This window comes from Microbacterium azadirachtae, from assembly GCF_025583665.1.
Lineage (GTDB): Bacteria > Actinomycetota > Actinomycetes > Actinomycetales > Microbacteriaceae > Microbacterium > Microbacterium azadirachtae.
Genome location: NZ_CP099706.1, coordinates 2,137,211 through 2,160,301, shown reverse-complemented (window position 1 = coordinate 2,160,301; position 23,091 = coordinate 2,137,211). Strand labels below are relative to the sequence as shown.

The 23,091-nt window shown below is 70.9% G+C and carries 23 protein-coding genes; 17 read left to right on the top strand and 6 right to left on the bottom strand.

The window, feature by feature from the left end; genetic code table 11:
• The first annotated feature begins 37 nt into the window (after positions 1 to 37).
• The 13 genes from NFX31_RS10335 (at position 38) to NFX31_RS10275 (ending at position 13,180) form a co-directional block, all read left to right on the top strand.
• A complete protein-coding gene (locus tag NFX31_RS10335; protein ID WP_045251797.1) occupies positions 38 to 457 on the top strand; it encodes an EF-Tu/IF-2/RF-3 family GTPase in 420 nt (139 codons plus the stop codon).
• Between the two features lie 28 nt (positions 458 to 485).
• The gene (dapA, locus tag NFX31_RS10330) at positions 486 to 1,463 is read left to right on the top strand and encodes a 4-hydroxy-tetrahydrodipicolinate synthase (protein WP_045251798.1); all 978 of its coding nucleotides are present in this window, start codon (positions 486 to 488) and stop codon (positions 1,461 to 1,463) included.
• 76 nt (positions 1,464 to 1,539) lie between these two features.
• Positions 1,540 to 3,216, top strand: coding sequence for a ribonuclease J (locus NFX31_RS10325; RefSeq protein ID WP_045251799.1), 1,677 nt, complete (start codon positions 1,540 to 1,542; stop codon positions 3,214 to 3,216).
• Between the two features lie 94 nt (positions 3,217 to 3,310).
• Positions 3,311 to 6,097, top strand: a complete 2,787-nt coding sequence (locus NFX31_RS10320; RefSeq protein ID WP_262955644.1) for a DNA translocase FtsK — start codon at positions 3,311 to 3,313, stop codon at positions 6,095 to 6,097.
• Positions 6,097 to 6,684: a CDP-diacylglycerol--glycerol-3-phosphate 3-phosphatidyltransferase gene (gene pgsA / locus NFX31_RS10315; protein ID WP_091477283.1), complete on the top strand. Its 588-nt coding sequence runs from the start codon at positions 6,097 to 6,099 to the stop codon at positions 6,682 to 6,684. The genes NFX31_RS10320 and pgsA overlap by 1 nt, the downstream gene beginning before the upstream one ends.
• Positions 6,684 to 7,220 carry a CinA family protein gene (locus tag NFX31_RS10310; protein ID WP_091477281.1) on the top strand — a complete coding sequence of 179 codons (537 nt, stop codon included), beginning with the start codon at positions 6,684 to 6,686 and terminating at the stop codon, positions 7,218 to 7,220. Before pgsA ends, NFX31_RS10310 begins: the two co-directional genes overlap by 1 nt.
• A gap of 141 nt (positions 7,221 to 7,361) precedes the next feature.
• Positions 7,362 to 7,670 (top strand): helix-turn-helix domain-containing protein, encoded by a 309-nt coding sequence (locus NFX31_RS10305; protein WP_045251803.1) that lies wholly within the window; start codon positions 7,362 to 7,364, stop codon positions 7,668 to 7,670.
• Positions 7,671 to 7,743: 73 nt separating this feature from the next.
• A complete protein-coding gene (locus NFX31_RS10300; protein ID WP_262955643.1) occupies positions 7,744 to 7,968 on the top strand; it encodes a DUF3046 domain-containing protein in 225 nt (74 codons plus the stop codon).
• Between the two features lie 270 nt (positions 7,969 to 8,238).
• Positions 8,239 to 9,288 (top strand): recombinase RecA, encoded by a 1,050-nt coding sequence (recA, locus tag NFX31_RS10295; protein ID WP_045251805.1) that lies wholly within the window; start codon positions 8,239 to 8,241, stop codon positions 9,286 to 9,288.
• Positions 9,289 to 9,663: 375 nt separating this feature from the next.
• Positions 9,664 to 10,134, top strand: coding sequence for a regulatory protein RecX (locus NFX31_RS10290; protein ID WP_262955642.1), 471 nt, complete (start codon positions 9,664 to 9,666; stop codon positions 10,132 to 10,134).
• Between the two features lie 85 nt (positions 10,135 to 10,219).
• The gene (gene miaB, locus NFX31_RS10285) at positions 10,220 to 11,767 is read left to right on the top strand and encodes a tRNA (N6-isopentenyl adenosine(37)-C2)-methylthiotransferase MiaB (RefSeq protein ID WP_262955641.1); all 1,548 of its coding nucleotides are present in this window, start codon (positions 10,220 to 10,222) and stop codon (positions 11,765 to 11,767) included.
• Between the two features lie 47 nt (positions 11,768 to 11,814).
• Positions 11,815 to 12,744: a tRNA (adenosine(37)-N6)-dimethylallyltransferase MiaA gene (gene miaA, locus NFX31_RS10280; RefSeq protein ID WP_262955640.1), complete on the top strand. Its 930-nt coding sequence runs from the start codon at positions 11,815 to 11,817 to the stop codon at positions 12,742 to 12,744.
• A complete protein-coding gene (locus NFX31_RS10275; protein WP_045251809.1) occupies positions 12,737 to 13,180 on the top strand; it encodes a GNAT family acetyltransferase in 444 nt (147 codons plus the stop codon). The genes miaA and NFX31_RS10275 overlap by 8 nt, the downstream gene beginning before the upstream one ends.
• Positions 13,181 to 13,207: 27 nt before the next feature.
• Here the strand turns inward: NFX31_RS10275 and NFX31_RS10270 are convergent, their stop codons facing one another.
• The 3 genes from NFX31_RS10270 to NFX31_RS10260 form a co-directional block, all read right to left on the bottom strand.
• Positions 13,208 to 14,386 carry a LuxR C-terminal-related transcriptional regulator gene (locus NFX31_RS10270; RefSeq protein WP_262957206.1) on the bottom strand — a complete coding sequence of 393 codons (1,179 nt, stop codon included), beginning with the start codon at positions 14,384 to 14,386 and terminating at the stop codon, positions 13,208 to 13,210.
• Between the two features lie 523 nt (positions 14,387 to 14,909).
• A complete protein-coding gene (locus tag NFX31_RS10265; protein ID WP_262955639.1) occupies positions 14,910 to 15,776 on the bottom strand; it encodes an AAA family ATPase in 867 nt (288 codons plus the stop codon).
• A gap of 16 nt (positions 15,777 to 15,792) precedes the next feature.
• Positions 15,793 to 16,044, bottom strand: coding sequence for a DUF4242 domain-containing protein (locus NFX31_RS10260; RefSeq protein WP_045251811.1), 252 nt, complete (start codon positions 16,042 to 16,044; stop codon positions 15,793 to 15,795).
• A 166-nt stretch (positions 16,045 to 16,210) separates the two neighbouring features.
• Between NFX31_RS10260 and NFX31_RS10255 the strand changes: the two genes are divergently transcribed.
• A complete protein-coding gene (locus tag NFX31_RS10255; protein ID WP_262955638.1) occupies positions 16,211 to 16,582 on the top strand; it encodes a helix-turn-helix domain-containing protein in 372 nt (123 codons plus the stop codon).
• Here the strand turns inward: NFX31_RS10255 and NFX31_RS10250 are convergent.
• Both NFX31_RS10250 and NFX31_RS10245 read right to left on the bottom strand, forming a co-directional pair.
• Positions 16,564 to 17,208, bottom strand: a complete 645-nt coding sequence (locus NFX31_RS10250; RefSeq protein WP_262955637.1) for a ClpP family protease — start codon at positions 17,206 to 17,208, stop codon at positions 16,564 to 16,566. The genes NFX31_RS10255 and NFX31_RS10250 overlap by 19 nt on opposite strands.
• Position 17,209: 1 nt before the next feature.
• Positions 17,210 to 17,830 carry a ClpP family protease gene (locus tag NFX31_RS10245; protein ID WP_091477267.1) on the bottom strand — a complete coding sequence of 207 codons (621 nt, stop codon included), beginning with the start codon at positions 17,828 to 17,830 and terminating at the stop codon, positions 17,210 to 17,212.
• Between the two features lie 131 nt (positions 17,831 to 17,961).
• Between NFX31_RS10245 and dapF the strand changes: the two genes are divergently transcribed.
• Complete coding sequence (gene dapF, locus NFX31_RS10240; RefSeq protein WP_262955636.1) at positions 17,962 to 18,834, top strand: diaminopimelate epimerase; 873 nt, start codon at positions 17,962 to 17,964, stop codon at positions 18,832 to 18,834.
• Positions 18,835 to 18,861: 27 nt separating this feature from the next.
• Here dapF and NFX31_RS10235 read toward each other — a convergent pair whose 3' ends face one another.
• A complete protein-coding gene (locus NFX31_RS10235) occupies positions 18,862 to 19,503 on the bottom strand; it encodes a class I SAM-dependent methyltransferase (protein WP_045251815.1) in 642 nt (213 codons plus the stop codon).
• A gap of 74 nt (positions 19,504 to 19,577) precedes the next feature.
• Between NFX31_RS10235 and hflX the strand changes: the two genes are divergently transcribed.
• The gene (gene hflX / locus NFX31_RS10230; protein WP_091477263.1) at positions 19,578 to 21,083 is read left to right on the top strand and encodes a GTPase HflX; all 1,506 of its coding nucleotides are present in this window, start codon (positions 19,578 to 19,580) and stop codon (positions 21,081 to 21,083) included.
• A 55-nt stretch (positions 21,084 to 21,138) separates the two neighbouring features.
• On the top strand, positions 21,139 to 23,091 hold the full coding sequence (locus tag NFX31_RS10225; RefSeq protein ID WP_262955635.1) for an MSCRAMM family protein: 1,953 nt from the start codon (positions 21,139 to 21,141) through the stop codon (positions 23,089 to 23,091).

Sequence of the window (23,091 nt, the reverse complement as noted above, 5' to 3'; positions counted from 1 at the left end):
GCGTGAGCCTAACCGCCGCCCGCCTAGGCTCGGATGCATGGGCTGGTTCGGGAAGAAGAAGGATCCGCCGGACGCGAACGAGTTGCTGCGCCGGTACAACGAGCAGGAGGCCGCGCGTCTCGCCGCGGCGGGGATCGGACAGGCGGGCGCCGTCACCACGACGCCGGGCGTGGTCGCGAGCTCCGCCGTCGCCGAGTTCGCCGTGGAGGACGTGTTCTCGATCACGGGGCGCGGCCAGGTGGCGACCGGCACGACGACGAGCGGCGTGCTGCGCGTCGGGGACGCCGTCGTGGTGCTCCGCGGAGCCGCGCAGATCGGTGCGAGCACGATCACGGGGATCGAGATGTTCCGCAAGAAGGCGACGGAGGCGCCCGCGGGGACCGCGGCCGGACTGCTGCTGAAGCCGAGCGTCGACCTCGCCCGCGGCGACGTCATCCGGACGGCGCCGACAGCGTGAGGATGCCGCGAGCAGATACGCTGGAGGAATGACGCACACGGGCAATCCCTTCGGACAGGTGCTCGTCGCCCTCATCACCCCGATGACGGCCGACGGCGAGGTCGACTGGCCCTCCGTCGAGAAGCACATCGACCGTGTGATCTCGGACGGCGCCGACGGCATCGTCGTCACCGGGACGACGGGGGAGACCTCGACGCTCACGGACGCCGAGAAGCTGCGTCTGGTCGAGGTCGGCAAGGACGTCGCGGCGGGCCGGGCGAAGATCATCACGGGTGGCGGATCCAACGAGACCGCGCACGCGATCGAGCTCTACAAGGCCAGCGAGAAAGCCGGCGCCGACGGCATCATGATCGTCACGCCGTACTACAACAAGCCGACCCAGGCCGGCATCCTCACGCACTTCCGGCTGGTCGCGGACGCGACCGACCTGCCGGTGATCCTGTACGACATCCCCGGCCGCACCGGCGTGCCGATCAAGTACGAGACCATCCTGCGTCTCGCCAAGCACCCGAACATCCTCGCCGTGAAGGACGCCAAGGGCGACTTCTCCGAGGTCAGCCGCGTGCTCAACCAGACCGACCTGATGTACTTCTCGGGCGACGACGCGAACGTCCTCCCGCATCTGGCGATCGGCGCGACGGGCCTGATCGGCGTCACGGCCAACATCACCTCCGCGCCGTACCGCACGATCGTCGATGCGGTGAACCGCGGCGACCTGGCCACCGCCACCGCCGAGCACAAGCGACTCGAGCCGCTCGTGCGTGCCGCCATGACGCACGTGCCGGGCACGGTCTCGGCGAAGTACATCCTGCACGGCCTCGGCCGCATCACGAGCCCCCGCGTCCGCCTGCCCCTCGTCGGGCCGGAGGAGTGGGAGGCCGCTCTCATCGAGGATGAGCTCGCGCTCGTCACCGGCGTTCCCGGTGCGGACTTCTCGGACTTCCGCCCCGACCGCAATGCCGCCGCCGGCGGCGCCCTCCCCAAGGTGCACGGCACGACCCGCTGACGGGCAGCGTCGGGTCCTTCGGCAGGCTCAGGAAACAGATCTTCGGGCGCGTCGCGCCCCGCCTAGGAGGCACCACATGACCCTTCCCCTCGCCGAGCCCGAAGCGCTCGCACCCGGCACGCTCCGCGTCACGCCCCTGGGCGGTCTCGGAGAGGTCGGCCGCAACATGACGATCTTCGAGTACGACGGCAAGATCCTCGTGGTCGACTGCGGCGTGCTGTTCCCCGAGGAGCATCAGCCGGGCGTCGACCTGATCCTCCCCGACTTCGAGCCCATCAAGGACCGTCTCGACGACATCGTGGGCGTCGTGCTCACGCACGGCCACGAGGACCACATCGGCGCCGTCCCGTATCTGCTGCGCCTCAAGGGCGACATCCCCCTGATCGGATCCGGGCTCACGCTGGCGCTGGTCGAGGCGAAGCTGAAGGAGCACCGCATCAAGCCCTTCACGCTCACCGTGAAGGAGGGGCAGCGCGAGCAGGTCGGGCCCTTCGACCTCGAGTTCGTCGCGGTGAACCACTCGATCCCCGACGCCCTGGCGGTCGCGATCCGCACCCCGGCCGGCATGGTGCTCGCGACCGGCGACTTCAAGATGGACCAGCTCCCGCTCGACGGGCGCATCACCGACCTGCGGGCCTTCGCGCGCCTGGGGGAGGAGGGCGTGGACCTGTTCCTCGTCGACTCCACGAACGCCGACGTCCCGGGCTTCACGCCCACCGAGCGCTCTATCGGGCCGGTGCTCGACCAGGTCATCGGCAAGGCTCCGCGCCGGGTGATCGTCGCGAGTTTCTCCAGCCACGTGCACCGCGTCCAGCAGGTCATCGACGCCGCGCACGCGCACGGCCGCCGCGTGGCGTTCCTCGGACGGTCCATGGTGCGCAACATGACCATCGCGGAGCAGCTCGGCTACCTCAAGGTGCCCGACGGGGTGCTCATCGACTACAAGAAGGCGCGCGACCTGCCCGACGACCAGATCGTCTACATGTCGACCGGATCGCAGGGCGAGCCGATGGCGGTGCTCAGCCGCATGGCCAACCTGGACCATGCGATCGAGCCGGGTCCGGGCGACACCGTGATCCTCGCCTCGAGCCTCATCCCGGGCAACGAGAACGCGGTCTACCGCGTGATCGACGGCCTCACCAAGCTGGGCGCGAACGTGGTGCACAAGGCGAACGCGCGCGTGCACGTCTCCGGCCACGCCGCCGCCGGCGAGCTCATCTACTGCTACAACATCCTCAAACCGAAGAACGTGCTGCCCGTGCACGGCGAGTACCGGCACCTGATCGCGAACGCCAAGCTCGCGCAGGACACCGGCATCGACGAGGAGCGCACCATCGTCGGCTCCAACGGCACCGTGATCGATCTCAAGGACGGCGTCGCCCGTGTGTCCGGGCAGCTCGACATCGGATTCGTGTACGTCGACGGCTCCACGGTCGGCGAGATCACCGATGCGGACCTGAAGGACCGCCGGATCCTCGGCGAGGAGGGCTTCGTGTCCGTCATCGTCGTCGTCGACTCCACGACCGGGCGCATCATCTCGGGCCCGGAGATCCACGCCCGAGGCGTCGCCGAGGACGATTCGGTCTTCGACGACGTCGCGCCGAAGATCGTGGCGGCGCTCAAGGAGGCGGCGTCCAACGGCGTGCGCGACAACCACGCGCTGTCCCAGATCGTGCGCCGGACGATCGGACGCTGGGTGAACCAGAAGCTGCGCCGCCGGCCCATGATCGTCCCCCTCGTCATCGAGGCCTGACGCCCGAGCGCCCGAAGGCGGATCCCGGCCCGCAATCCCGCGGAAAGCCGCGTCATTGCGGGCCGATGTCGGTCTGCGGCCGTAGCGTGGAGGCATGCCCAGGAGTTCCTCTGCGACCAAGAGCGCGGCCGACAAGCCCGCGGCCCGCGGTCGTTCCACGTCCGGGGCGAAGCCGCGCACGCCGGCAAAGGCCGCGCCCGCCCCGAGGAAGTACGTCGACGAGCCGGACAAGCCGCCGGTGATGGTGCGCGCCTGGACGGGCCTCGCACACGGCGTCGGCGGACTGTTCCGCGCCTTCGGGCTCGAGACCCTCGAGAAGGATCAGCGCCGGGACGGGTTCCCGTTCCTGCTCGTGCTGCTCGCGATCGCGGGCGCGGTGAACGAGTGGTTCTTCATCGGCAGCACCGTCGCCGCGAACATCAGCGCCTACTCGGTGGGCGCGCTCATCGGTCGCGCCGCCTTCATCATGCCGGTGCTGCTGCTCCTGCTCGCGGGCTGGCTCTTCCGGCACCCCTCGTCGGTGCACGACAACGGACGGATCGGGATCGGCTTCGGGTTGTTCGTCGTCGCGCTGGCGGGCTTCTGCCATGTCGCGGGGGGCATGCCGCAGCCCCGCCAGGGCATGGTGGCGCTCAGCGCCGCCGGCGGTCTGTTCGGCTGGCTGCTCGGGCAGCCGCTCAGCTACCTGACCGCGATCCCCGCCTACATCGTGCTGTCGCTGCTCGCGGCGCTCAGCGTGCTCATCCTCACCAAGACGCCGCCGAACCGCATCGGTCAGCGCCTGGGCGACCTCTACGCCTGGATGTTCGACGCGGAGCGCGCGCCGAAACCCGCCGCGGCCGAGGAGGCGTCGGTCGACGACGCCGACAAGGTCGACGATCCCGATGTGCTGCCCTGGTGGCGGCGCAACAAGACGGGACGCGAGGAGGATCCGGACGACAGGGTCGGCTCGCAGGACCTCACCGAGCTGCTCACGGCGCAGGACGACGTCCCCACGCTCGCGCAGGCGACCGCGTACGACCAGGCCGTCATCAAGGACGACGATCCGTACGACGCCGCCACCGAGATCCTCACCGACGTGCGCGCCGTGGCCGACTCCCTGGCCGAGCAGCAGTCGACGGCCCTCCTGGACGACGGCGACACCGGGGAGCTCGAGCTCGCGGGCTTCGACGGCTTCGGCACCGACGGCCCCGGGAAGGACGGGCTGCAGGCGCCCGTCGCGCCCTACATCCTGCCGTCGCCGGGAGCGCTGAAGGCGGGCCCGCCGTCCGTCGCGCGCTCGGAGGCGAACGACCGGGTGGTCGAGCAGATCACCAACGTGCTCACCCAGTTCAACGTCGACGCGAAGGTCACCGGCTTCTCGCGCGGCCCGACGGTAACGCAGTACGAGGTCGAGGTCGGCCACGGCGTCAAGGTCGAGAAGATCCTGCAGCTGAGCAACAACTTCGCGTACGCGGTCGCGTCGAACGACGTGCGGATCCTCTCGCCGATCCCGGGCAAGAGCGCGATCGGCATCGAGATCCCGAACGCGGACCGCGAGACCGTGGCCCTCGGCGACGTGCTGCGCTCGGCGGCCGCGCAGAAGAGCACGCACCCGCTCACGATCGGCGTCGGCAAGGACGTCGGCGGCAACTTCGTCGTCGCGAACCTGGCCAAGATGCCGCACCTGCTCGTCGCCGGATCCACCGGATCCGGTAAGTCCAGCTTCGTGAACTCGATGATCACGAGCCTGCTGATGCGCGCGCGTCCCGCGGATGTGCGCATGGTGCTCATCGACCCGAAGCGCGTGGAGCTCACGAGCTACGCCGGCGTGCCGCACCTGATCACCCCCATCATCACGAACCCGAAGAAGGCGGCCGAGGCGCTGCAGTGGGTCGTGAAGGAGATGGACATGCGGTACGACGACCTGGCGTCGTTCGGGTTCCGTCATATCGACGACTTCAACCGCGCGGTGCGCGCCGGTGAGGTCGAAGTGCCGCCGGGCAGCGAGCGCGTGCTCAAGCCGTACCCGTACCTCCTCGTCGTGGTCGACGAGCTCGCCGATCTGATGATGGTCGCCCCACGGGACGTCGAGGATTCGATCGTGCGCATCACCCAGCTCGCCCGCGCGAGCGGCATCCACCTCGTGCTCGCCACGCAGCGGCCCAGCGTCGACGTCGTCACCGGTCTGATCAAGGCCAACGTGCCGTCGCGCCTCGCGTTCGCCGTGACGAGCGTCACCGACAGCCGCGTGATCCTGGACAGCCCGGGAGCCGACAAGCTGATCGGGCAGGGCGACGCGCTGTTCTCGCCGATGGGCTCCTCCAAGCCCTTCCGCCTGCAGGGCGCGTGGGTCGATGAGAGCGAGATCGACGCGGTCGTGAAGCACGTCACCGGCCAGGCCCGTCCGGAGTACCGGCCCGATGTCGCCGAAGCGGTCGAGGGCAAGAAGAAAGAGGTCGACGAGGACATCGGCGACGACCTGGAGCTCCTGCTCGCGGCCGCCGAGCTCATCGTCTCGTCCCAGTTCGGGTCGACGTCGATGCTGCAGCGCAAGCTGCGTGTCGGCTTCGCCAAGGCAGGGCGCCTCATGGATCTGCTCGAGTCCCGCGAGATCGTCGGTCCGTCCGAGGGCTCGAAGGCGCGCGACGTGCTCGTCACGCCGGAGCAGCTGCCCGGCGTGCTGGCGCGGCTGCGCGGCGAGGACGTCCCGTCCGCGCCCGCGGCTCCCGCGGCTCCGGCCGCCGCGCTGCCTCCCCGTCCGGCCGATCCGGTACCGGCGTCGTCGGGATACGAGGCGGACCGTTACGGCGAGGACCCCCTGGAGGTGCAGTACCGCGGGCTCCCGGAGGTCGAGGCCGAGCCGGATGAGGACGCCTGGGGTCTGACGGGGCGCGACTGATGGCCATTCCGCGGCAGCTGCCGAACGCGATCACGATCGCGCGCATCCCGCTTGCGATCGTCTTCTTCGTCCTTCTGCTGCTCGGCGGCACGGACGGAGCGACCCATCCGGCATTGCGCTGGGTCGCTGCAGGCCTCTTCATCCTGGCGATCTCGACGGACTGGGTGGACGGCTATCTCGCCCGCCGGTACGACCTGGTCAGCGACTTCGGCAAGCTCTGGGACCCGATCGCCGACAAGCTGCTCACCGGAGCCGGTTTCATCGGCCTGGCCATCCTCGGCGAGGTGTGGTGGTGGCTGGTGCTGATCATCCTGGTGCGGGAGTGGGGGATCACGATCCACCGCTTCACCCTCGTCAAGGAGCACGTCGTCGCCGCCGCCTGGATGGGAAAGGTCAAGACGACCGTGCAGGCGATCGCCCTGTCCTGGGCGCTGCTGCCCCTGCATCAGTGGATCGGTCTTCCGGCCTGGACGATCACCACGACCGTACTGATGATCGCGGCGCTCGTGCTGACGATCCTCAGCGGCATCGACTACATCGTCGCCCAGGTGCGCGGATCGCGTGCGGCACGCGACGCCGGCGCGTGATGGACGGAGCGACGCCGCAGGCCGCGGCCGTGCTCGACGCGCTCCGCGAGCGGGGAATGACGCTGGCCGTGGCGGAGTCCCTCACGGGCGGTGCGCTGTCCGCGGCTCTCGTGGCGGTTCCCGGGGCGTCCGATGCGCTGAACGGCGCGGTCGTCGCCTACGCGACGCCGCTCAAGGCGTCGGTGCTCGGCGTCGACTCCGACGTGCTCGCCCGGAGAGGACCTGTCGACCCGGAAGTGGCGCGGCAGATGGCTCTCGGTGCGCGTTCGGCGCTGGCGGTCGAGGGGCGCATCGCGGACGCAGGCGTAGCCACGACCGGCGTGGCCGGCCCCACGCCGCAGGGCGGCCAGCCGGTCGGGACGGTGCACATCGGCGTGAGCGTGGGGGACCGCTCGCTGAGCCGCGCGTTCCTATTCTCTGGAGACCGCGCCGCGATCAGGGCGGCGACGGTGGAAGCCTCCCTCGTCTTTCTCCTGGAGGTGATCGCGGGCCTCGAGCCGGCGCGCGACGCGCCCGTCCACGACGGCGGGGAATAGAGTGCCCGTGGGTGAAGTTGAGTCGAGTGTGCTCACATTCAATGCACAGGACGAAACACTAGTGTCGAACACGACAGGTCGGGTTAGACTGACCATCCGATCCGGCGGATTCGCCGGGGCGATGGGGGAGAGGAGGTCCCGATGATTCTCGTACGACAGGAGATCGGCGACGTGCTGCGGGACTTCCGTCTGCAGAAGGGTCGCACCCTCCGTCAGGTCGCCGGCAAGGCGTCCGTCGCTCTCGGATACCTCAGCGAGGTCGAGCGTGGTCAGAAGGAGGCCTCCAGCGAGATCCTCGCCTCGGTCGCCGAGGCGCTCGATGTGCCCATCTCCACGATCATGCGCGAGGTCGGCGATCGCATCGCCGTGCTCGAGGGTCTGCAGGTCATCCCGGACGTCGTTCCCGACGAGCTGGTGGCCTCGGTCGAGTCCGAGCTCTCGCTGCGCTGATGCGAAAGTCGCCCGAGCAGGGAGCAATCCGCATCATCCCTGTCCGTCATCCGGCAGAGGCCCGCTGACCGGGATGCGGCGAAGCGAGTTCCTCCGAGCGGTCGATGCGGAGTTCGGGTCGCGCGGTGCTGCCCTGGTGGCGGATCTCGTGCTGTCCGCTGTGGGCGGCCGGACGGCCGCGCAGGCCATGGAGGCGGGTGTTCCTCCGCGCGAGGTCTGGCTGGCGCTGTGCGCCGAGACCGATGTGCCGGAGTCGCGGCGTCACGGCGTGGGACGGCTCGAGCCGAAGCCGCGCTGAGTCCTTCGCTCGGGCTCCCGGTGTTCGATCGACTTCTTCTGCGTATCGGCGTGTCGTCGAAGACATGTTCGAAATGGGCGTATCGTCCTGCACAGATGGTTTCGTGATCAGGATCTGCACGGATCGGCGAGACTCCGACGCGATGTCGGTGGCCCCTCCTACCGTGTTCGATATGGCCACTGAGCCATGCGCCTTGTCGGAGAGCTCGCCCCAGCCGGGGCGGCCGCGACAGCCTACAGGCGGCAGTTCACGAGCACGAAGGAGCACGTCATGCCCTCACCCGCAGACCGCGAGAAGGCCCTGGAATCGGCACTCGCCCAGATCGACAAGCAGTTCGGAAAGGGCTCGGTCATGCGACTGGGCAGCGACGAGCGCGCTCCCGTCGAGGTCATCCCGACCGGTTCGATCGCTCTCGACGTCGCTCTCGGCGTCGGCGGACTGCCGCGCGGCCGCATCATCGAGATCTACGGCCCGGAGTCCTCGGGTAAGACGACGCTGACGCTGCATGCGATCGCCAACGTGCAGCGCGCCGGCGGCATCGCCGCGTTCGTGGACGCGGAGCACGCGCTCGACCCCGACTACGCGAAGAAGCTCGGCGTCGACATCGACCAGCTGCTCGTGTCCCAGCCGGACACGGGAGAGCAGGCGCTCGAGATCGCCGACATGCTGATCCGCTCCGGCGCGATCGATCTCGTCGTGATCGACTCCGTCGCGGCTCTCGTGCCGCGCGCCGAGATCGAGGGCGAGATGGGCGACTCGCACGTCGGCCTTCAGGCCCGCCTCATGTCGCAGGCCCTCCGCAAGCTGACCGGTGGGCTGAACCAGACCAAGACCACGGCGATCTTCATCAACCAGCTGCGCGAGAAGATCGGCGTGTTCTTCGGCTCGCCCGAGACCACCGCCGGCGGTAAGGCGCTCAAGTTCTACGCCTCCGTCCGCCTCGACATCCGCCGCATCGAGACGCTGAAGGACGGCGCGGAGGCGGTCGGAAACCGTACCCGCGTCAAGGTCGTCAAGAACAAGATGGCGCCGCCCTTCAAGCAGGCCGAGTTCGACATCCTGTACGGCACCGGCATCTCGCGGGAGGGCAGCCTGATCGACTTCGGCGTCGACCACGGCATCGTGAAGAAGTCCGGTGCCTGGTACACCTACGACGGTGACCAGCTCGGGCAGGGCAAGGAGAACGCCCGCAACTTCCTGCTGAAGAATCCTGACATCGCCGAGACCATCGAGACGCAGATCAAGCAGAAGCTCGGCATCGGCGGCGCAGCGGCTCCGGCCGCCGCAGCCGACGAACTGGCTCAGCGTCGTCCGGCCTGATCATGCTTCGACGGAGCTCAGCAACCGGGGTGAGCTGTGAGCGATGACGGGGGCGGGGCGTCGTCCGACGACCAGCGGCTCGCCCCCGTGATCCCTCTCTTCGGCGGACAGGGGGCATCCGGAGCGGCTCGGCGCAGTCTCGCAGCCGACCGTTCCGGGACACCCTCCACCACGGAGGAATGGCGCTCGACGTGGGCGGAGGAGTCCGCTGCGGAGCGACAGGGCCCCGGGCCGCGGCACCCTGCGGCGGCGGCACTCGCTGCCGGTGAGCGGTCGACTGCGCCGCACGGACGGAGTGGCCTTCGGGCCGTCGCGCCGCGAGACGACCACGGCGAGGAATCCGCGGTTCCGATCGCGGATGCGACCGAGGTGCTGGTGCGCCGGCTCCGAGGCAAGCAGCTCTCCAGCCGCGAGGCCGGCGACGTACTGCGCGAGCACGGTGTCCCGTCCGCACAGCGCGACGACATCGTCGCGGAGTTCGAGCGCCGAGGCTATCTCGACGACGCCTCGCTCGCCGAGCTGCTGGTGACATCGGGATCGGAGCGGAAGGGCCAGGGCCGCGTCGCGATCTCGCGCACGCTCAGCCAGCGCGGCATCCCGCGTGAGATCGCGGACGCGGCACTGTCCGTTCTGGAGGACGACGATGCGGAGCGCGCTCTCGAGTACGCCCGATCGAAGATGTCGGGCCTCCGCCGCTACGACGAGGACACGGCGATCCGCCGTCTCGTGGGGCAGCTGTCCCGGCGCGGCTATGGCGGGAGCGTGGCGCTGACCGCCGCGCGCACGGCGTGGCGCGAGACGCAGCGCGGCAGCGGCACGGGACGCGTGCGGTTCGAGGAGAGCTGACGTAGGGCGCCCACGGGAGATCAAGCGCTCGTCGCCGCGTGAGACGGATCGATTCCCACCAGGCGAAAGTAGAATGGCAGGCACTATGACCATTCCCCTCTCCGAGCCCACGATCATCGCGCCCTCCGATGCGGCGATCGACGAGGGCGGGCGCCCGCGCACCTACGAGGTGCGCACCTTCGGCTGCCAGATGAACGTGCACGACTCCGAGCGTCTGTCCGGATCGCTGGAGAGCGCAGGCTACGTCCGCGCTGAGGCCGACGACGAGGCGGACATCGTCATCATCAACACGTGCGCGGTGCGCGACAACGCGGCCGGCAAGCTCTACGGCACGCTGGGTCACCTGAAGAGTCGCAAGGACAAGCATGCCGGCATGCAGATCGCTGTCGGCGGCTGCCTCGCGCAGATGGACAAGCAGGCCGTGCTCGACAAGGCGCCGTGGGTCGACGTGGTCTTCGGCACCCACAACATGGGCTCGCTCCCCGGGCTCCTGGAGCGCGCCCGCCACAACGGCGAGGCCGAGCTCGAGATCCTCGAGTCACTCGAGGTGTTCCCGTCCACGCTGCCGACCCGTCGCGACTCGGCCCACAGCGGCTGGGTGTCGATCTCGGTCGGCTGCAACAACACGTGCACCTTCTGCATCGTGCCGAGCCTGCGCGGCAAGGAGAAGGACCGCCGTCCGGGCGACATCCTGAACGAGATCCGCCTGCTCGTCGAGGACGGGGCGATCGAGGTCACGCTGCTCGGGCAGAACGTGAACTCCTACGGCGTGGAGTTCGGCGATCGGCAGGCGTTCGGCAAGCTGCTCCGCGCGGCGGGGGAGATCGAGGGGCTGGAGCGGATCCGCTTCACCAGCCCGCACCCGGCCGCGTTCACCGACGACGTCATCGACGCGATGGCGGAGACGGCGAACGTGATGCCGCAGCTGCACATGCCGCTGCAGTCCGGCAGTGACCGGATCCTGCGCGCGATGCGTCGCTCGTACCGCAGCGACCGGTTCCTCGGCATCCTCGACCGCGTGCGTGCGAAGATCCCGCACGCCGCGATCTCCACCGACATCATCGTCGGCTTCCCGGGCGAGACCGAGGAGGACTTCGAGGACACGATGCGCGTCGTCGAGCAGGCCCGCTTCGCGAGCGCGTTCACCTTCCAGTACTCGATCCGCGAGGGCACGCCCGCCGCGACCATGGAGGACCAGGTTCCCAAGGAGGTCGTGCAGGCGCGCTACGACCGGTTGATCGCGCTCCAGGAGCGCATCTCGCTCGAGGAGAACCAGAAGCAGCTCGGCCGCGAGGTCGAGGTGCTGGTCTCCGTCGGCGAGGGCAAGAAGGACGCGGAGACCCACCGTCTCACCGGGCGTGCGCAGGACAACCGCCTGGTGCATTTCGAGTTGCCGGAAGGATCGGACAGGCCCCGTCCGGGCGACGTGGTGACGGTGACGATCACGCACGCCGCGCCCTTCCACCTGCTTGCGGACACGCCGGACGGCGCACCGCTGCGGATCCGGCGCACGCGCGGCGGCGACGCGTGGGACCGTGCCCAGTCCGAGTCGTGCGCGGTGCCGGCCCCGGTCGCCGACGGGAAGCCCCGCGCGGTCTCCCTCGGCCTGCCGACGCTCCGCGTCGGCGTGTGACCGGGGAGGGGGCCGGGCCGGCCTCCGAGGTCTCCGAAGCGCCCGGCATGACCGCGCCGCGGCTCTGGGTGATCGTGGGCGCCACGGGCACCGGCAAGAGCGACCTCTCGCTCGATCTCGCAGGGGCGCTGGCCGCACGCGGTCGTCGCGCGGAGGTCGTGAACGCCGACGCGATGCAGCTGTATCGGGGCATGGACATCGGCACCGCGAAGCTCGCCGAGCACGAGCGACGCGGCGTCCCGCACCATCTGTTCGACGCGCTCGAAGTGAGCGCCGACGCCGCCGTGGCCTGGTACCAGCCGAAGGCGCGCGCGGCGATCAGCGAGATCCTGTCCCGCGGTGCGGAGGCGATCCTCGTGGGCGGTTCCGGGCTCTACGTGTCCAGCGTGCTCTACGACTTCCGGTTCCCGCCGCGGGATCCCGACCTCCGCTCGCGGCTCGAGGCGGAGCTGGAGGAGCGGGGTGCGGGCCCGCTCCTGGCCCGTCTCCAGGACCAGGACCCGGAGACCGCGGCGCGGATCGACCCCCGGAACGGGCGGCGGATCGTGCGGGCTCTCGAGGTGCTCGCCCAGGGCGAGCGCACGCACGGCGCCGCACTTCCGGAGCGTCCCGTGCTCTGGCGTGCGGACTCGCGGGTGCTCGCGCTCGGAGTCGAGCGGGACCGGCTGGTCGAGCGTCTCGATCGCCGCGTCGAGCGGATGTGGGAGCAGGGCATGCTCGCCGAGGTCGAGCGGCTGCGTGGCGAAGGGCTCGAGAACGGGACCACCGCACGACGCGCGATCGGCTACGCGCAGGCGCTCGCGCAGCTCGAGGGAGCGCTCACCGAGCACGAGGCGATCGCCGAGACGCAGGCCCTGACCCGCCGCTATGCGCGGCGTCAGGTGTCGTGGTTCCGCAGATACGCCGAGGCGGAGTGGTTCGACGCCCTCGCGCCGATCGACATCGACGCCATCGTGGAGGGGAACGGGAATGGCTGACGGATTCGGAATCCGGGCGTTCGAGCGGCGCGACACGGATGCGGTCGTCGCGCTGTGGGAGGACGCCGGCCTCACCCGGCCGTGGAACGACCCTCGCGCCGACATCGAACGCAAGCTCGCCGTGCAGCCGGAGCTCTTCCTGGTCGCGGAGGACCTCTCACGCGGCGCGGAGCGCATCGTGGGATCCGTGATGGCGGGCTACGACGGGCACCGCGGCTGGCTGTACTACCTGGCGAGCGCCTCGGACCTCCGCGGTACCGGCATCGGCCGTGCCCTCGTCACCGAGGCCGAGCGGCTTCTCCTCGCGATGGGATGCCCCAAGGTGCAGCTCATGGTCCGGGCGGGGAACGAACGGGTGCTGGGCTTCTACGACGCGCTCGGCTACGAGCGCTTCGAGGTGGGCAATACCGGCAAGCGTCTGATCCACGACGTCTGATCCGCGCGCGGGCGGATCATCCGGCCTTCACACCGGCAGCAGTCCCTGCCGGGTCGCCGCCGCGACGGCGCGGCCTCGGGTCGGCTCGCCCAGCTTGCGGAGCACCGCCGCGATGTGATGCTCCACGGTGCGTCGTGACAGGATCAGGCGCTCGGCGATCTCGGGGGTCGAGAGGCCTTCTCCGAGCAGGCCGAGCACCTCCAGCTCCCGTGCCGTGAGCTGCGCCGGATTGCCGCGCGCCTGTGCCCGAGGGCGGCGGGGGAGGACGAGGCCGTGTTCGCGCCGGGTGCGCAGAAGAGCCTCGATCGCCGCGGCGGCACCGATCCCGTCGAGTGCGCGCACGGCCTGGTCGGCGACCGATGCGTCGGGATCGAGCATCGCGGCGTACGCGGCCCAGATCGGGCAGTCGCGTTCGGTCCACATGCCGATCGCCCGCCGATCGCCGACGAGCATGAGCGCGAACGGCTCCGCCATCCGCCGAGCGCCCGCATGCGACGCCCCGCCGAGCATGCGCCACCACGCGAGCTCGCCCGCAGCCCACTCCTCGTCATGCGCGAGAGCGAGCGCCCAGGTCGACTCCGTCAGCTCCCCGATGGCGCCGGGATCACCGGACAGCCAGGCGTGCTCGGCGGCGGCGCACACCGCCGGGGCGAGGCGCTGCAGCTCGCCCGCCTCGCGGGCAAGTCGCAGGGCGAGGTCCAGCCTCGGCGTCGCGTCGTCTCCGCGGCGCGCCAGCACCCGGGCTGCCGCGCCCGCTGCCGGCATGAGGGAGACCGGCGCCGTCCCGATGTGCTCCAGCAGCGGGTCGGCCGCGGCCAGCGCCTCATCGAAGCGTCCCTGATCGGCGAGGGCGAGACTGAGGCAGGCCGCCATGTAGCACGCCCAGGAGTCCAGGTCGCGGTCCTCGCAGAAGGCGATTCCCGCCCCGAGCGCCTCATGCGCGTCCGCGAAGCGCTTCTGCAGCACCGCCGAGGATCCGAGATTCGTGTACGCGCGGGCCACGTGCTCCGGCAGGTCTGCGGCACGGGCGATGTCGAGGCTGCGGTTCAGATCCTGCCGCCCCTGCGTCACTCGGCCGGACTGGAGCTCGGCCGTGCCGAGGTTGTTGAGGGCGTGGCTCTCGACGTCCGCGCTGCCGAGCGCGCGGGCGAGCTCCAGTGCCTTGCGACCCCACCGCTCGACCTCATCCGGCTCCTCGGCGAGCATCCGCAACTGTGCGTAGTTGCTGTACGCCCAGGCGAGCTCGACACTCGGCGGGAGCTGTTCCAGGGTGACCACGGCCCGGAGTCCGTAGCGCTGCGCGTCGTCCCCGTGCCCGGAGAACCACGAGAGGCGGGAGAGCCACCGCTCATCGTCGCCGCGGCGCAGAGCGTCGCCGATGAGCTCGTGCAGTTCGAGAGCCTGCTGCCTTGCTGTGAGCGCCTCGGGCAGCTGATCGGTCAGATAGCACTCATAGGAGAGGGCCACGAACAGCGCGGCGCGTCGCGTCGTCACGCTGCAGTGCCGCAGCGCGAGCCGGTAGTGCTCCGCCGCCTCGCGATGGGCGCTCCCGTGCGCGGCCTTCTCCGCCGCGGCGACCGCGTGGGCGACGGCCGCGGCCTCATCCCCGCAGCCCGCCGCGTGATGCGCCAGGGTGCGATGGTCCTCAGGGCTCCGTTCGGCGAGGGCGCGCAGCGCACGGCCGTGCAGCTGGCGGCGGTGCACAGCCGAGAGGCTCTGCTCGACGGCTTCACGGGCCAGCTCGTGGCGGAAGCCCAGGGTGCCGTCGACCTCGATCAGCACTCCGGCGTCCGCGCACTCGTCGACGGCGTCCAGGTCCTGTGCGCCGATGCGGGCGGAGCAGCTCGGCATCGGCACCTGCGCCCAGGATCGCCGCCGCGGCAGCCACGTCCTGTGCCGCGGGCGTCAGGCGGGCGACCCGGGCGAGGATCGCGTCGCTGACCGAGGTCGGCAGTGCGACGCCGCGGACGGCCAGGCTCTCGGTCACGAAGAACGCGTTCCCTCCGGTGCGCAGGTGCAGCGCGGTCGGATCGACGGCGTCGCCCGCAGCGGCGACAAGCCGCGCGACCCCCTCGACCGTCAGAGGCGGCACGAGCAGCCGCCGCACCTCGGTCGCGGTGGCGAGATCGCCGAGCAGAGCGGTGAGCGGATGCCGAGCCGTGATCTCGTCATGCCGGAAGGTGGCGACCAGCAGCACGGGAACCGGCTCGATGCGCCGTGCGAGGAAGCGGAGCGCGTCGAGGGTCGCCTCGTCGGCCCAGTGCAGGTCCTCGAGCACGAGCAGGCCCGGCGTGGCGGCGATCAGATCGCGGAGCCGCCGGAACAGCCGGATCCGGTCCCCGCCCGCGGCGACGGACTCCGCGATCTCCGGCACCGCGTCCTGGAACGCGCCGAGCGCGCCCGGTGTCGTGATGTTGTCGGCGCCGCCGATCCGCACCCGACCGCGCGGCTCGGCCATCCGGGCGAGCGCGCGGACCAGGGCGGTCTTGCCCACTCCGGCCTCGCCGCCCAGGAGGATGACGCGACCGGATCCCGCGAGCGCGTCGTCGAGATCGGTGACGAGCTCGGCGAGGAGATCATCCCGTTCGACGAGCACGCTCCCATTCAACCGCTCAGACGCCCTCGTTGACGAGATGGATCTCGTCGGCGACGAGGCCGTGCGCCTCCCGGTGCACGGTGTTCGCGGCCTCTGCATCGGGCGCGTCGACGAGGCAGAAGATCTTGCCCGCCGACTCGTCCACCCAGTAGCGCAGGTAGTGCACGCCGTGCTGGTCCTGCGTGGCCAGATCTGCGGCGTGCGCGGCGGCGACATCCGCCATCGTGACCGGGCCGTCGAGCGTGTGGACATCCATGTAGAGCGCCATGAGCGTCTCCTTCCGTGAGTGTGCGGAGTCGTTCCGCTCCTCGATTCCAGCGCCCGAGGAGCCGTGCGGCATCGGTGAACTCACCCATCTTTCCCGGGTGACCGCGGGATTCTGCTCAGAGCGGATCCGCTCGCGGCATCGCGGCGGCGGTGCCTAGCATGGCGCCATGACCGCCACCCCCGAGATCCCCCGCATCGACCGCACCTCCGAGGACCAGAAGCGCACCCCGCGCGGCGCCGAGCCGGAGCGGCTCTGGCGCACGGTGGTGGGGGAGCTGCTGCGCGATGCGCGAGCGGACCGCGGCGAGACCCTCGCCGAGACGGCGCAGCGCGCGGGCGTCTCGCCGCAGTACCTGTCCGAGATGGAGCGCGGGCGCAAGGAGCCGTCGAGCGAGATGCTCGCCGCCGTGTCCGGGGCGCTCGAGCTGACGCTGCTCGACCTCACGCTCGGGGTGGCCGAGCGCATCGCCGCGGGGACGGCTGCGCCGGTCCGTGCGGCGGCGCAGCCGGCCCGCACGTTCTACGCGCTCGCGGCCTGAGCCCGATCGCCCGCCTCCCGCGGCACGTGCCGCTCGGGCGGCGCCTGCTCGACCACCTGATCGACGAGGCCGTACTCGCGGGCTCCATCGGCCGTCAGCACCAGATCCCGGTCGGTGTCGGTGCGCAGTCGCTCCGCGCTCTGCCCGGTGTGGGCGACGAGGATCTGCTCGAGGCTGTCGCGCACCCGTACGACCTCGTCTGCCTGCAGGATGAGGTCCGGGATGGTGCCGCGTCCCTGCGCGGCGGGCTGGTGCAGGATCACCCGGGCATGCGGGAGCGCCGCGCGCTTGCCCGCCGCCCCGGCGGCGAGCAGCACGGCGCCGACGGCCACGGCCTGGCCGACGCAGAACGTCGCGACGTCCGACCGGATGAAGCGCATCGTGTCGTACACGGCGAGCATCGCGCTGGGATCCCCGCCCTCGCAGTTGATGTACAGCTGGATGTCGCGGTCGCTTCCGGTCGAGTCCAGGTGCAGCAGCTGCGCGACGAGCACGTTCGCGACGTCCGCGTCCAGCGGGGTGCCGAGGTAGATCACCCGCTCGGCGAGCAGATGCGAGTAGACGTCGAGCACGCGGTCGCCGCGCGGCGACGTCGCGATCACGTTCGGGACGAGGAACGAGGCCATGTCAGGCTCCTTCTGCGGTCAGGCCGATGCTGCGGCGGGTGAGGGGCGGCAGCACGTCGGCGAACGCGGAGACGATCTCGTCGACGAAGCCGTAGGCGAGCGCCTCTTCGGCGCTGTACCAGCGGTCGTGCAGGGAGTCCTCGAAGACGCGCTCGAGCGGCTGACCGGTGTCGTCGGCGATGAGCCCGAGCACGGTGTCGCGCGTGTGCCGCAGATCCGCTGCCTGCAGCTCGACGTCGACGGCGGTGCCGCCGATCCCCGCGGAGCCCTGGTGCAGCAGGATGCGGCTGTGCGGGAGGGCCCGCCGCTTGCCCTGGGTGCCGGCCGAGAGCAGGAACTGTCCGGCGCTGCAGGCCAGGCCGAACGCGACGGTCGCGACATCGCAGGGGACGGTGCGCATGAGATCGCGGATCGCGAGCATCGCGGGCACGGATCCGCCCGGCGAGTGGATCCAGAGGGTGATGTCGGCGTGCGGGTCCTCGGCGGCGAGGGCGAGCAGCTGGGTCATCAGCAGCACGCCGTTGTCGTCGTCGAGCACTCCGTCGAGCACGAGCACCCGTCGCGCGAACAGCATGCGGCGCGTATCGGCGTCGAAGAGGTTGCGGGGCATGTCATCGGTCATGACGGAAGCCTCGCCCCGCCCGGCACGGCGGCGCGAGCGGATCTGCTCCCGGCGGATCCGCCGTGAGCAGTGCACATCGGCGCCCGGGCGGCCGCGGCCGGCGCAGAGGCGCGCCACCCTAGAATCGACGCATGGTCGCATTCACCAAGGGGCACGGTACCGGCAACGACTTCGTCATCGTCGCCGATCCCGACGGATCCCTCGAGTTGGGCGTGGAGCAGGTCGCCGCGCTCTGCGACCGCCACTTCGGCATCGGCGCCGACGGACTGCTGCGCGTGGTGCGCTCCTCTGCGCTTCCTGAGGGGACGGCGGCGCTCGCCGAGCACCCCGATGCCGAGTGGTTCATGGACTACCGCAACGCCGACGGCTCCGTCGCGGAGATGTGCGGCAACGGCGTCCGCGTGTTCGTGCACTATCTGCTTCGGAGCGGTCTGGCCGACCTCGACGACGGCGCGGCGCTTCTGATCGGCACCCGCGCGGGCGTGCGTGCGGTCACCCGCAGCGCGGAGGGCTACCGCGTCGACATCGGCGCGTGGCGCCTGTCCGGACACGACCCGCTGGCGCGTGCCACCGGGCTGAGCGTGCCGCGCCCCGGCCTCGGCATCGATGTGGGCAACCCGCACGTCGTGGTGGCGATCGCCTCGGACGCCGAGCTCGACGGCCTGGAGCTGACGCACGGGCCCGAGCTCGCACCGATGCCCGAGCACGGCGCGAACGTGGAGTTCGTCGTCCCGGCGGAGCCCCTGGTGCAGGACGGCATCGGCCGGGTGCGCATGCGCGTGTTCGAGCGCGGCGTGGGGGAGACCCTCAGCTGCGGGACGGGCATCACCGCGACGGCGCTCGCCGTGCGGCACTGGGCGGGTGCGGGCGCGCCGGACGAGTGGCTCGTGGAGGTTCCCGGCGGCACGCTGCGGGTCACCATGGCCCCGGGTTCCGATGGCGAGCACGTGTTCCTGTCCGGCCCCGCGCAGCTCGTGTACTCCGGCGAGATCGAACTCGCCTGATCCGGGGCGTCTTCGGCGAGCCGGAGGCTAGGGGAGCTCGATGCTCTCGGTGCGCGGCGTGCCGTGGCGGCGGACCTTGAGCACGCGGAACCCGCGGCCGGTCGTCGCCCGCCAGACGCTGTAGCCGCCGTCGAACGTCGCGGCCATCCAGCGCTGCAGGGAGTCCGCCCCGAGATTGCGACTCACGACGAACCAGCCGTCGGCGCGTTCGTCGAGGCGCGGGATCCACCGCTCCAACAGGTCGTGCAGCTCGCTCTTGCCGACGCGGATCGGCGGGTTGGAGCGGATGGTCCGGAAGGTCACGTCGGCGGGAACATCGTCCGGGGTCACGGCGTTGACATTGTCGAGGCCGAGTTCGGCGGCGTTGCGACGGACGAGATCGAGCGCGCGCTCGTTGACATCGACCGCCCACACGGTCGCGTGCGGCGCGGCGAGCGCCAGGGACAGCGAGATCGGCCCCCAGCCGCATCCGAGATCGAGCAGGTGCCCGCCGGGCGGCGGAGGCGGGGTGTTGGCGAGGAGCACGGAGGTTCCCACATCCACGTGGTCGGGGCTGAAGACCCCGGCGGCGGTGGTGAGTTCGACCTCTCGGCCCGCAAGGGTCACCCTGATCCTGCGGAGGTTCTCGGGGCTTGCGGGAGCCGCAGTGAAGTAGTGGTCCGACCCCATGCAGCGAGCGTAGCGGACACTCCCAGATAAAGTTAAGGCGCCCGCACGAAACGTCGGGCGCGAGAAAGGTGCGGATGACGCAGTCCACGACACAAGACGAGCACGGCGACGCGGTCGAGCGCGTCCTGCAGGCAGCGGAGCGACGGGCGGAGTCCCACGTGTTCGGGTCCGCGCAGGCGCTGCAGGACACGGCCACCGCCGGGCACACCTCGGCCGACGGCGAGCAGTGGGATCTGGAGGAGCGGCACGCCCTGCGACGCGTGGCGGGCCTGAGCACCGAGCTCGAGGACGTCACCGAGGTCGAGTACCGCCAGCTCCGGCTGGAGAACGTGGTGCTCGTCGGCGTGTACCCCCAGGGCGCACAGGAGGACGCCGAGAACTCGCTGCGCGAGCTCGCCGCCCTGGCGGAGACCGCCGGCGCCGTCGTGCTCGACGGCCTGCTGCAGCGGCGTCCGCATCCCGACCCCGCGACGTATCTCGGCCGCGGCAAGGCGCAGGAGCTCAAGGACATCGTCGCCGCCGTCGGCGCCGATACCGTGATCGCCGACACCGAGCTCGCGTCCTCCCAGCGCCGAGCGCTCGAGGACGTCGTCAAGGTGAAGGTCATCGACCGCACCACGGTGATCCTCGACATCTTCAGCCAGCACGCCAAGAGTCGCGAGGGTCGTGCGCAGGTGGAGCTGGCTCAGCTCGAGTACCTGCTCCCGCGCCTGCGCGGCTGGGGCGAGTCGATGAGCCGCCAGGCCGGTGGTCAGGTCGGCGCCGGCGGCGCGGGCATGGGCTCCCGCGGTCCCGGTGAGACGAAGATCGAGCTGGATCGTCGCCGTATCCGTACGCGGATGGCGATGCTGCGCAAGCAGATCCGCGACTTCACGCCGGCCCGGGAGGCCAAGCGCGCCGAGCGCAAGCGCCACACGATCCCGTCCGTCGCGATCGCCGGTTACACGAACGCCGGCAAGTCGAGCCTGCTGAACGCGCTGACGAGCGCCGGGGTGCTCGTCGAGAACGCGCTGTTCGCGACCCTCGACGCGACCGTCCGTCGCTCGGAGACCGCAGACGGGCGCGTCTACACGCTCACCGATACCGTCGGGTTCGTGCGCAACCTGCCGCATCAGCTCGTCGAGGCGTTCCGCTCGACGCTGGAGGAGGTGGCCGACGCCGACGTCATCGTTCACGTGGTGGACGGATCCCACCCGGATCCGGCAGGGCAGATCAAGACGGTGCGCGACGTGATGGGCGACGTGGGCGCGCGCGGGATCCCCGAGATCGTCGTGTTCAACAAGGCCGATCTGCTGGACGACGACGAGCGGATGGTGCTGCGCGGGCTCGTGCCCGGCGCGCACTTCGTGTCGTCGCGCAGCGGCGAGGGGATCGACGAGCTGCGCGCCGCGATCGACGACGCTCTCCCGAAGCCGGCCGTCGAGATCCGCGCCGTCGTGCCCTACGACCGGGGCGACCTCGTCGCCGCCGTGCATGAGACCGGTCTTCTGCTCGAAGTCGCGCACGAGGAGGCGGGCACGCGCATCCACGCGCACGTCGGAGAGAGGCTCGCGGCGGAGCTGGCTCCCTTCGCCGTCTGACATCGTGCGCCAACCGGTATTTCGGTTGGCGCACGATGCATGCCAGCATGAGGCTATGAAACGCGCCGCCTCGGGACTCCTCGCCGCTCTCCTGACCGTCGGCGCGCTCGCGCTCGGCGCCCCCGCCTCGGCGGCGACGGGCACGCCCTGGGCGGACTGGAGCGCCATGACGGGCTCGGGCGGCGCGTACACGGGCAGCGTGCAGATCGCGTCGCCGGAGCTCACGGCCGAGTACACGAGCGATTCGCGCGCCGGTTCGGTGGGCGTCGTGTCCGGCGCGAGCGTCTGGCTCTCCGCGGCGACGGATGTCGGCGCGAAGTACGGGAGCAGCCGCGATCAGCAGTACCTCAACCTGCGGCCGCGCGCCGACAGCCCGACGGCGCCGTCCGAGACGACCTACAGCTTCTCGCGTCCCACGCCGACAACGAACTGGACCTTCGTGCTCGGCGACATCGACGCGGACCAGGTCCGGATCACGGCCATCGGCCCCGGCGGGAACACGCTGACCGCCGCCGAGCTCGGATTCCGCGGCGGATTCAACTACTGCGCACCGGGACTCGCCGGAAAGCCGTCCTGCACGGGTGACGCGGCCGACGTCCCCACCTGGGACGCGGCGACGACGACGCTCACCGGCAACGCCACGGCCATGGACACGAGCGGCGCCGCGGCGTGGTTCGAGCCGAACGCACCGATCTCCTCGCTGACCTTCACGTTCACCCGGCGCGCGGGGTTCCCGGTGTACCAGACCTGGTTCGCCGCGATCACGCGAACGATCTCCGGCACCGTGACCGACACGACGGCCGGAGGCCCTTCGAGCGGCATGGTCGTGCGTCTGATCGGTGCCGACGGCGCAGCGCTCGGCGAGACCACGACCTCGACCGACGGCACGTATTCGTTCCCCGATGTGCTCGCCACGGACGGCTACCGGGTCGTGATCACGCCCCCGACGGGCAAGACCTCCGACGAGCCGGCGCGCGCCGTCGACGTCACCTCCGCGGACGGCACAGCGGACTTCGCCGTGCGCGACATCGTCCCGGTACCGGTTTCGGGCACGGCTCGGGACCAGCACGGCACGCCGATCGCCGGTGCGACGGTGACGCTCGACGGGCAGCGCAGCGTCGTGACAGGCCCCGATGGCGCCTACCTCATCGATGATGTGCCGGTGGGTACGCACGCCGTCACCATCACCGTTCCGGACGGGTACGCGCTGGTCTCGTCGCCGAGCCCGTTCACCGTTGCGGACAACGATGAGACGCCGATCACAGGCCGGGACTTCGTGCTGCAGCAGCTGCCGTCGCTGTCGGGGATCGTGCGGGCGGCCGGATCCGGGGTGGGGGGAGTGGTCGTCACCGCTGACGGGCCCGGCGGCGCGATGCAGACGGTGACCGCGGCCGATGGCTCGTACTCCTTCCCGCGCTTGTCCAGCGGTGACTACGTGATCACGGTTCGGGCCCCCGAGGGCTCTGTCGTGTCGGGCCCGACGTCGCGGTCGGAGACGGTCATCGCGCTCGACGTCACCGGCGTCGACTTCGCCCTCGCGCGATTCGGCTCGGTCGCCGGTGTCGTCAGTGACGACGGCGGCGCACCGCATGCCGGAGCGACCGTGACCGTCAGCGGACCCGGAGCCCCTGTGACGCTGACCACGGCGGACGACGGCAGCTATGCGCTCGGCGACCTCGCCCCCGGCGACTACACGATCACGGTCGCCGTGCCGGACGGCTACACGGGGGCGGCGCCGCTGCGCCGCACCTTCGTGATCACGGACGCCGGCGAGCTCATCGAAGGTCAGGACTTCGTGCTGACGCCCGCGATGGTCACGCCGACTCCGACACCGACACCGACGCCGACCAGTACGCCGACGTCTTCGCCGTCGCCGGCTCCCGTCGGCACAGACGCGGGAGCGCTGCCGGCGACGGGAGCGGAACCGCTCCCGGGGCTCGGCGTCGGACTCATGCTGCTGCTGGCAGGCGCGATCAGCGTGATCGTCGCTCGGCGCCGACGGGCGTGA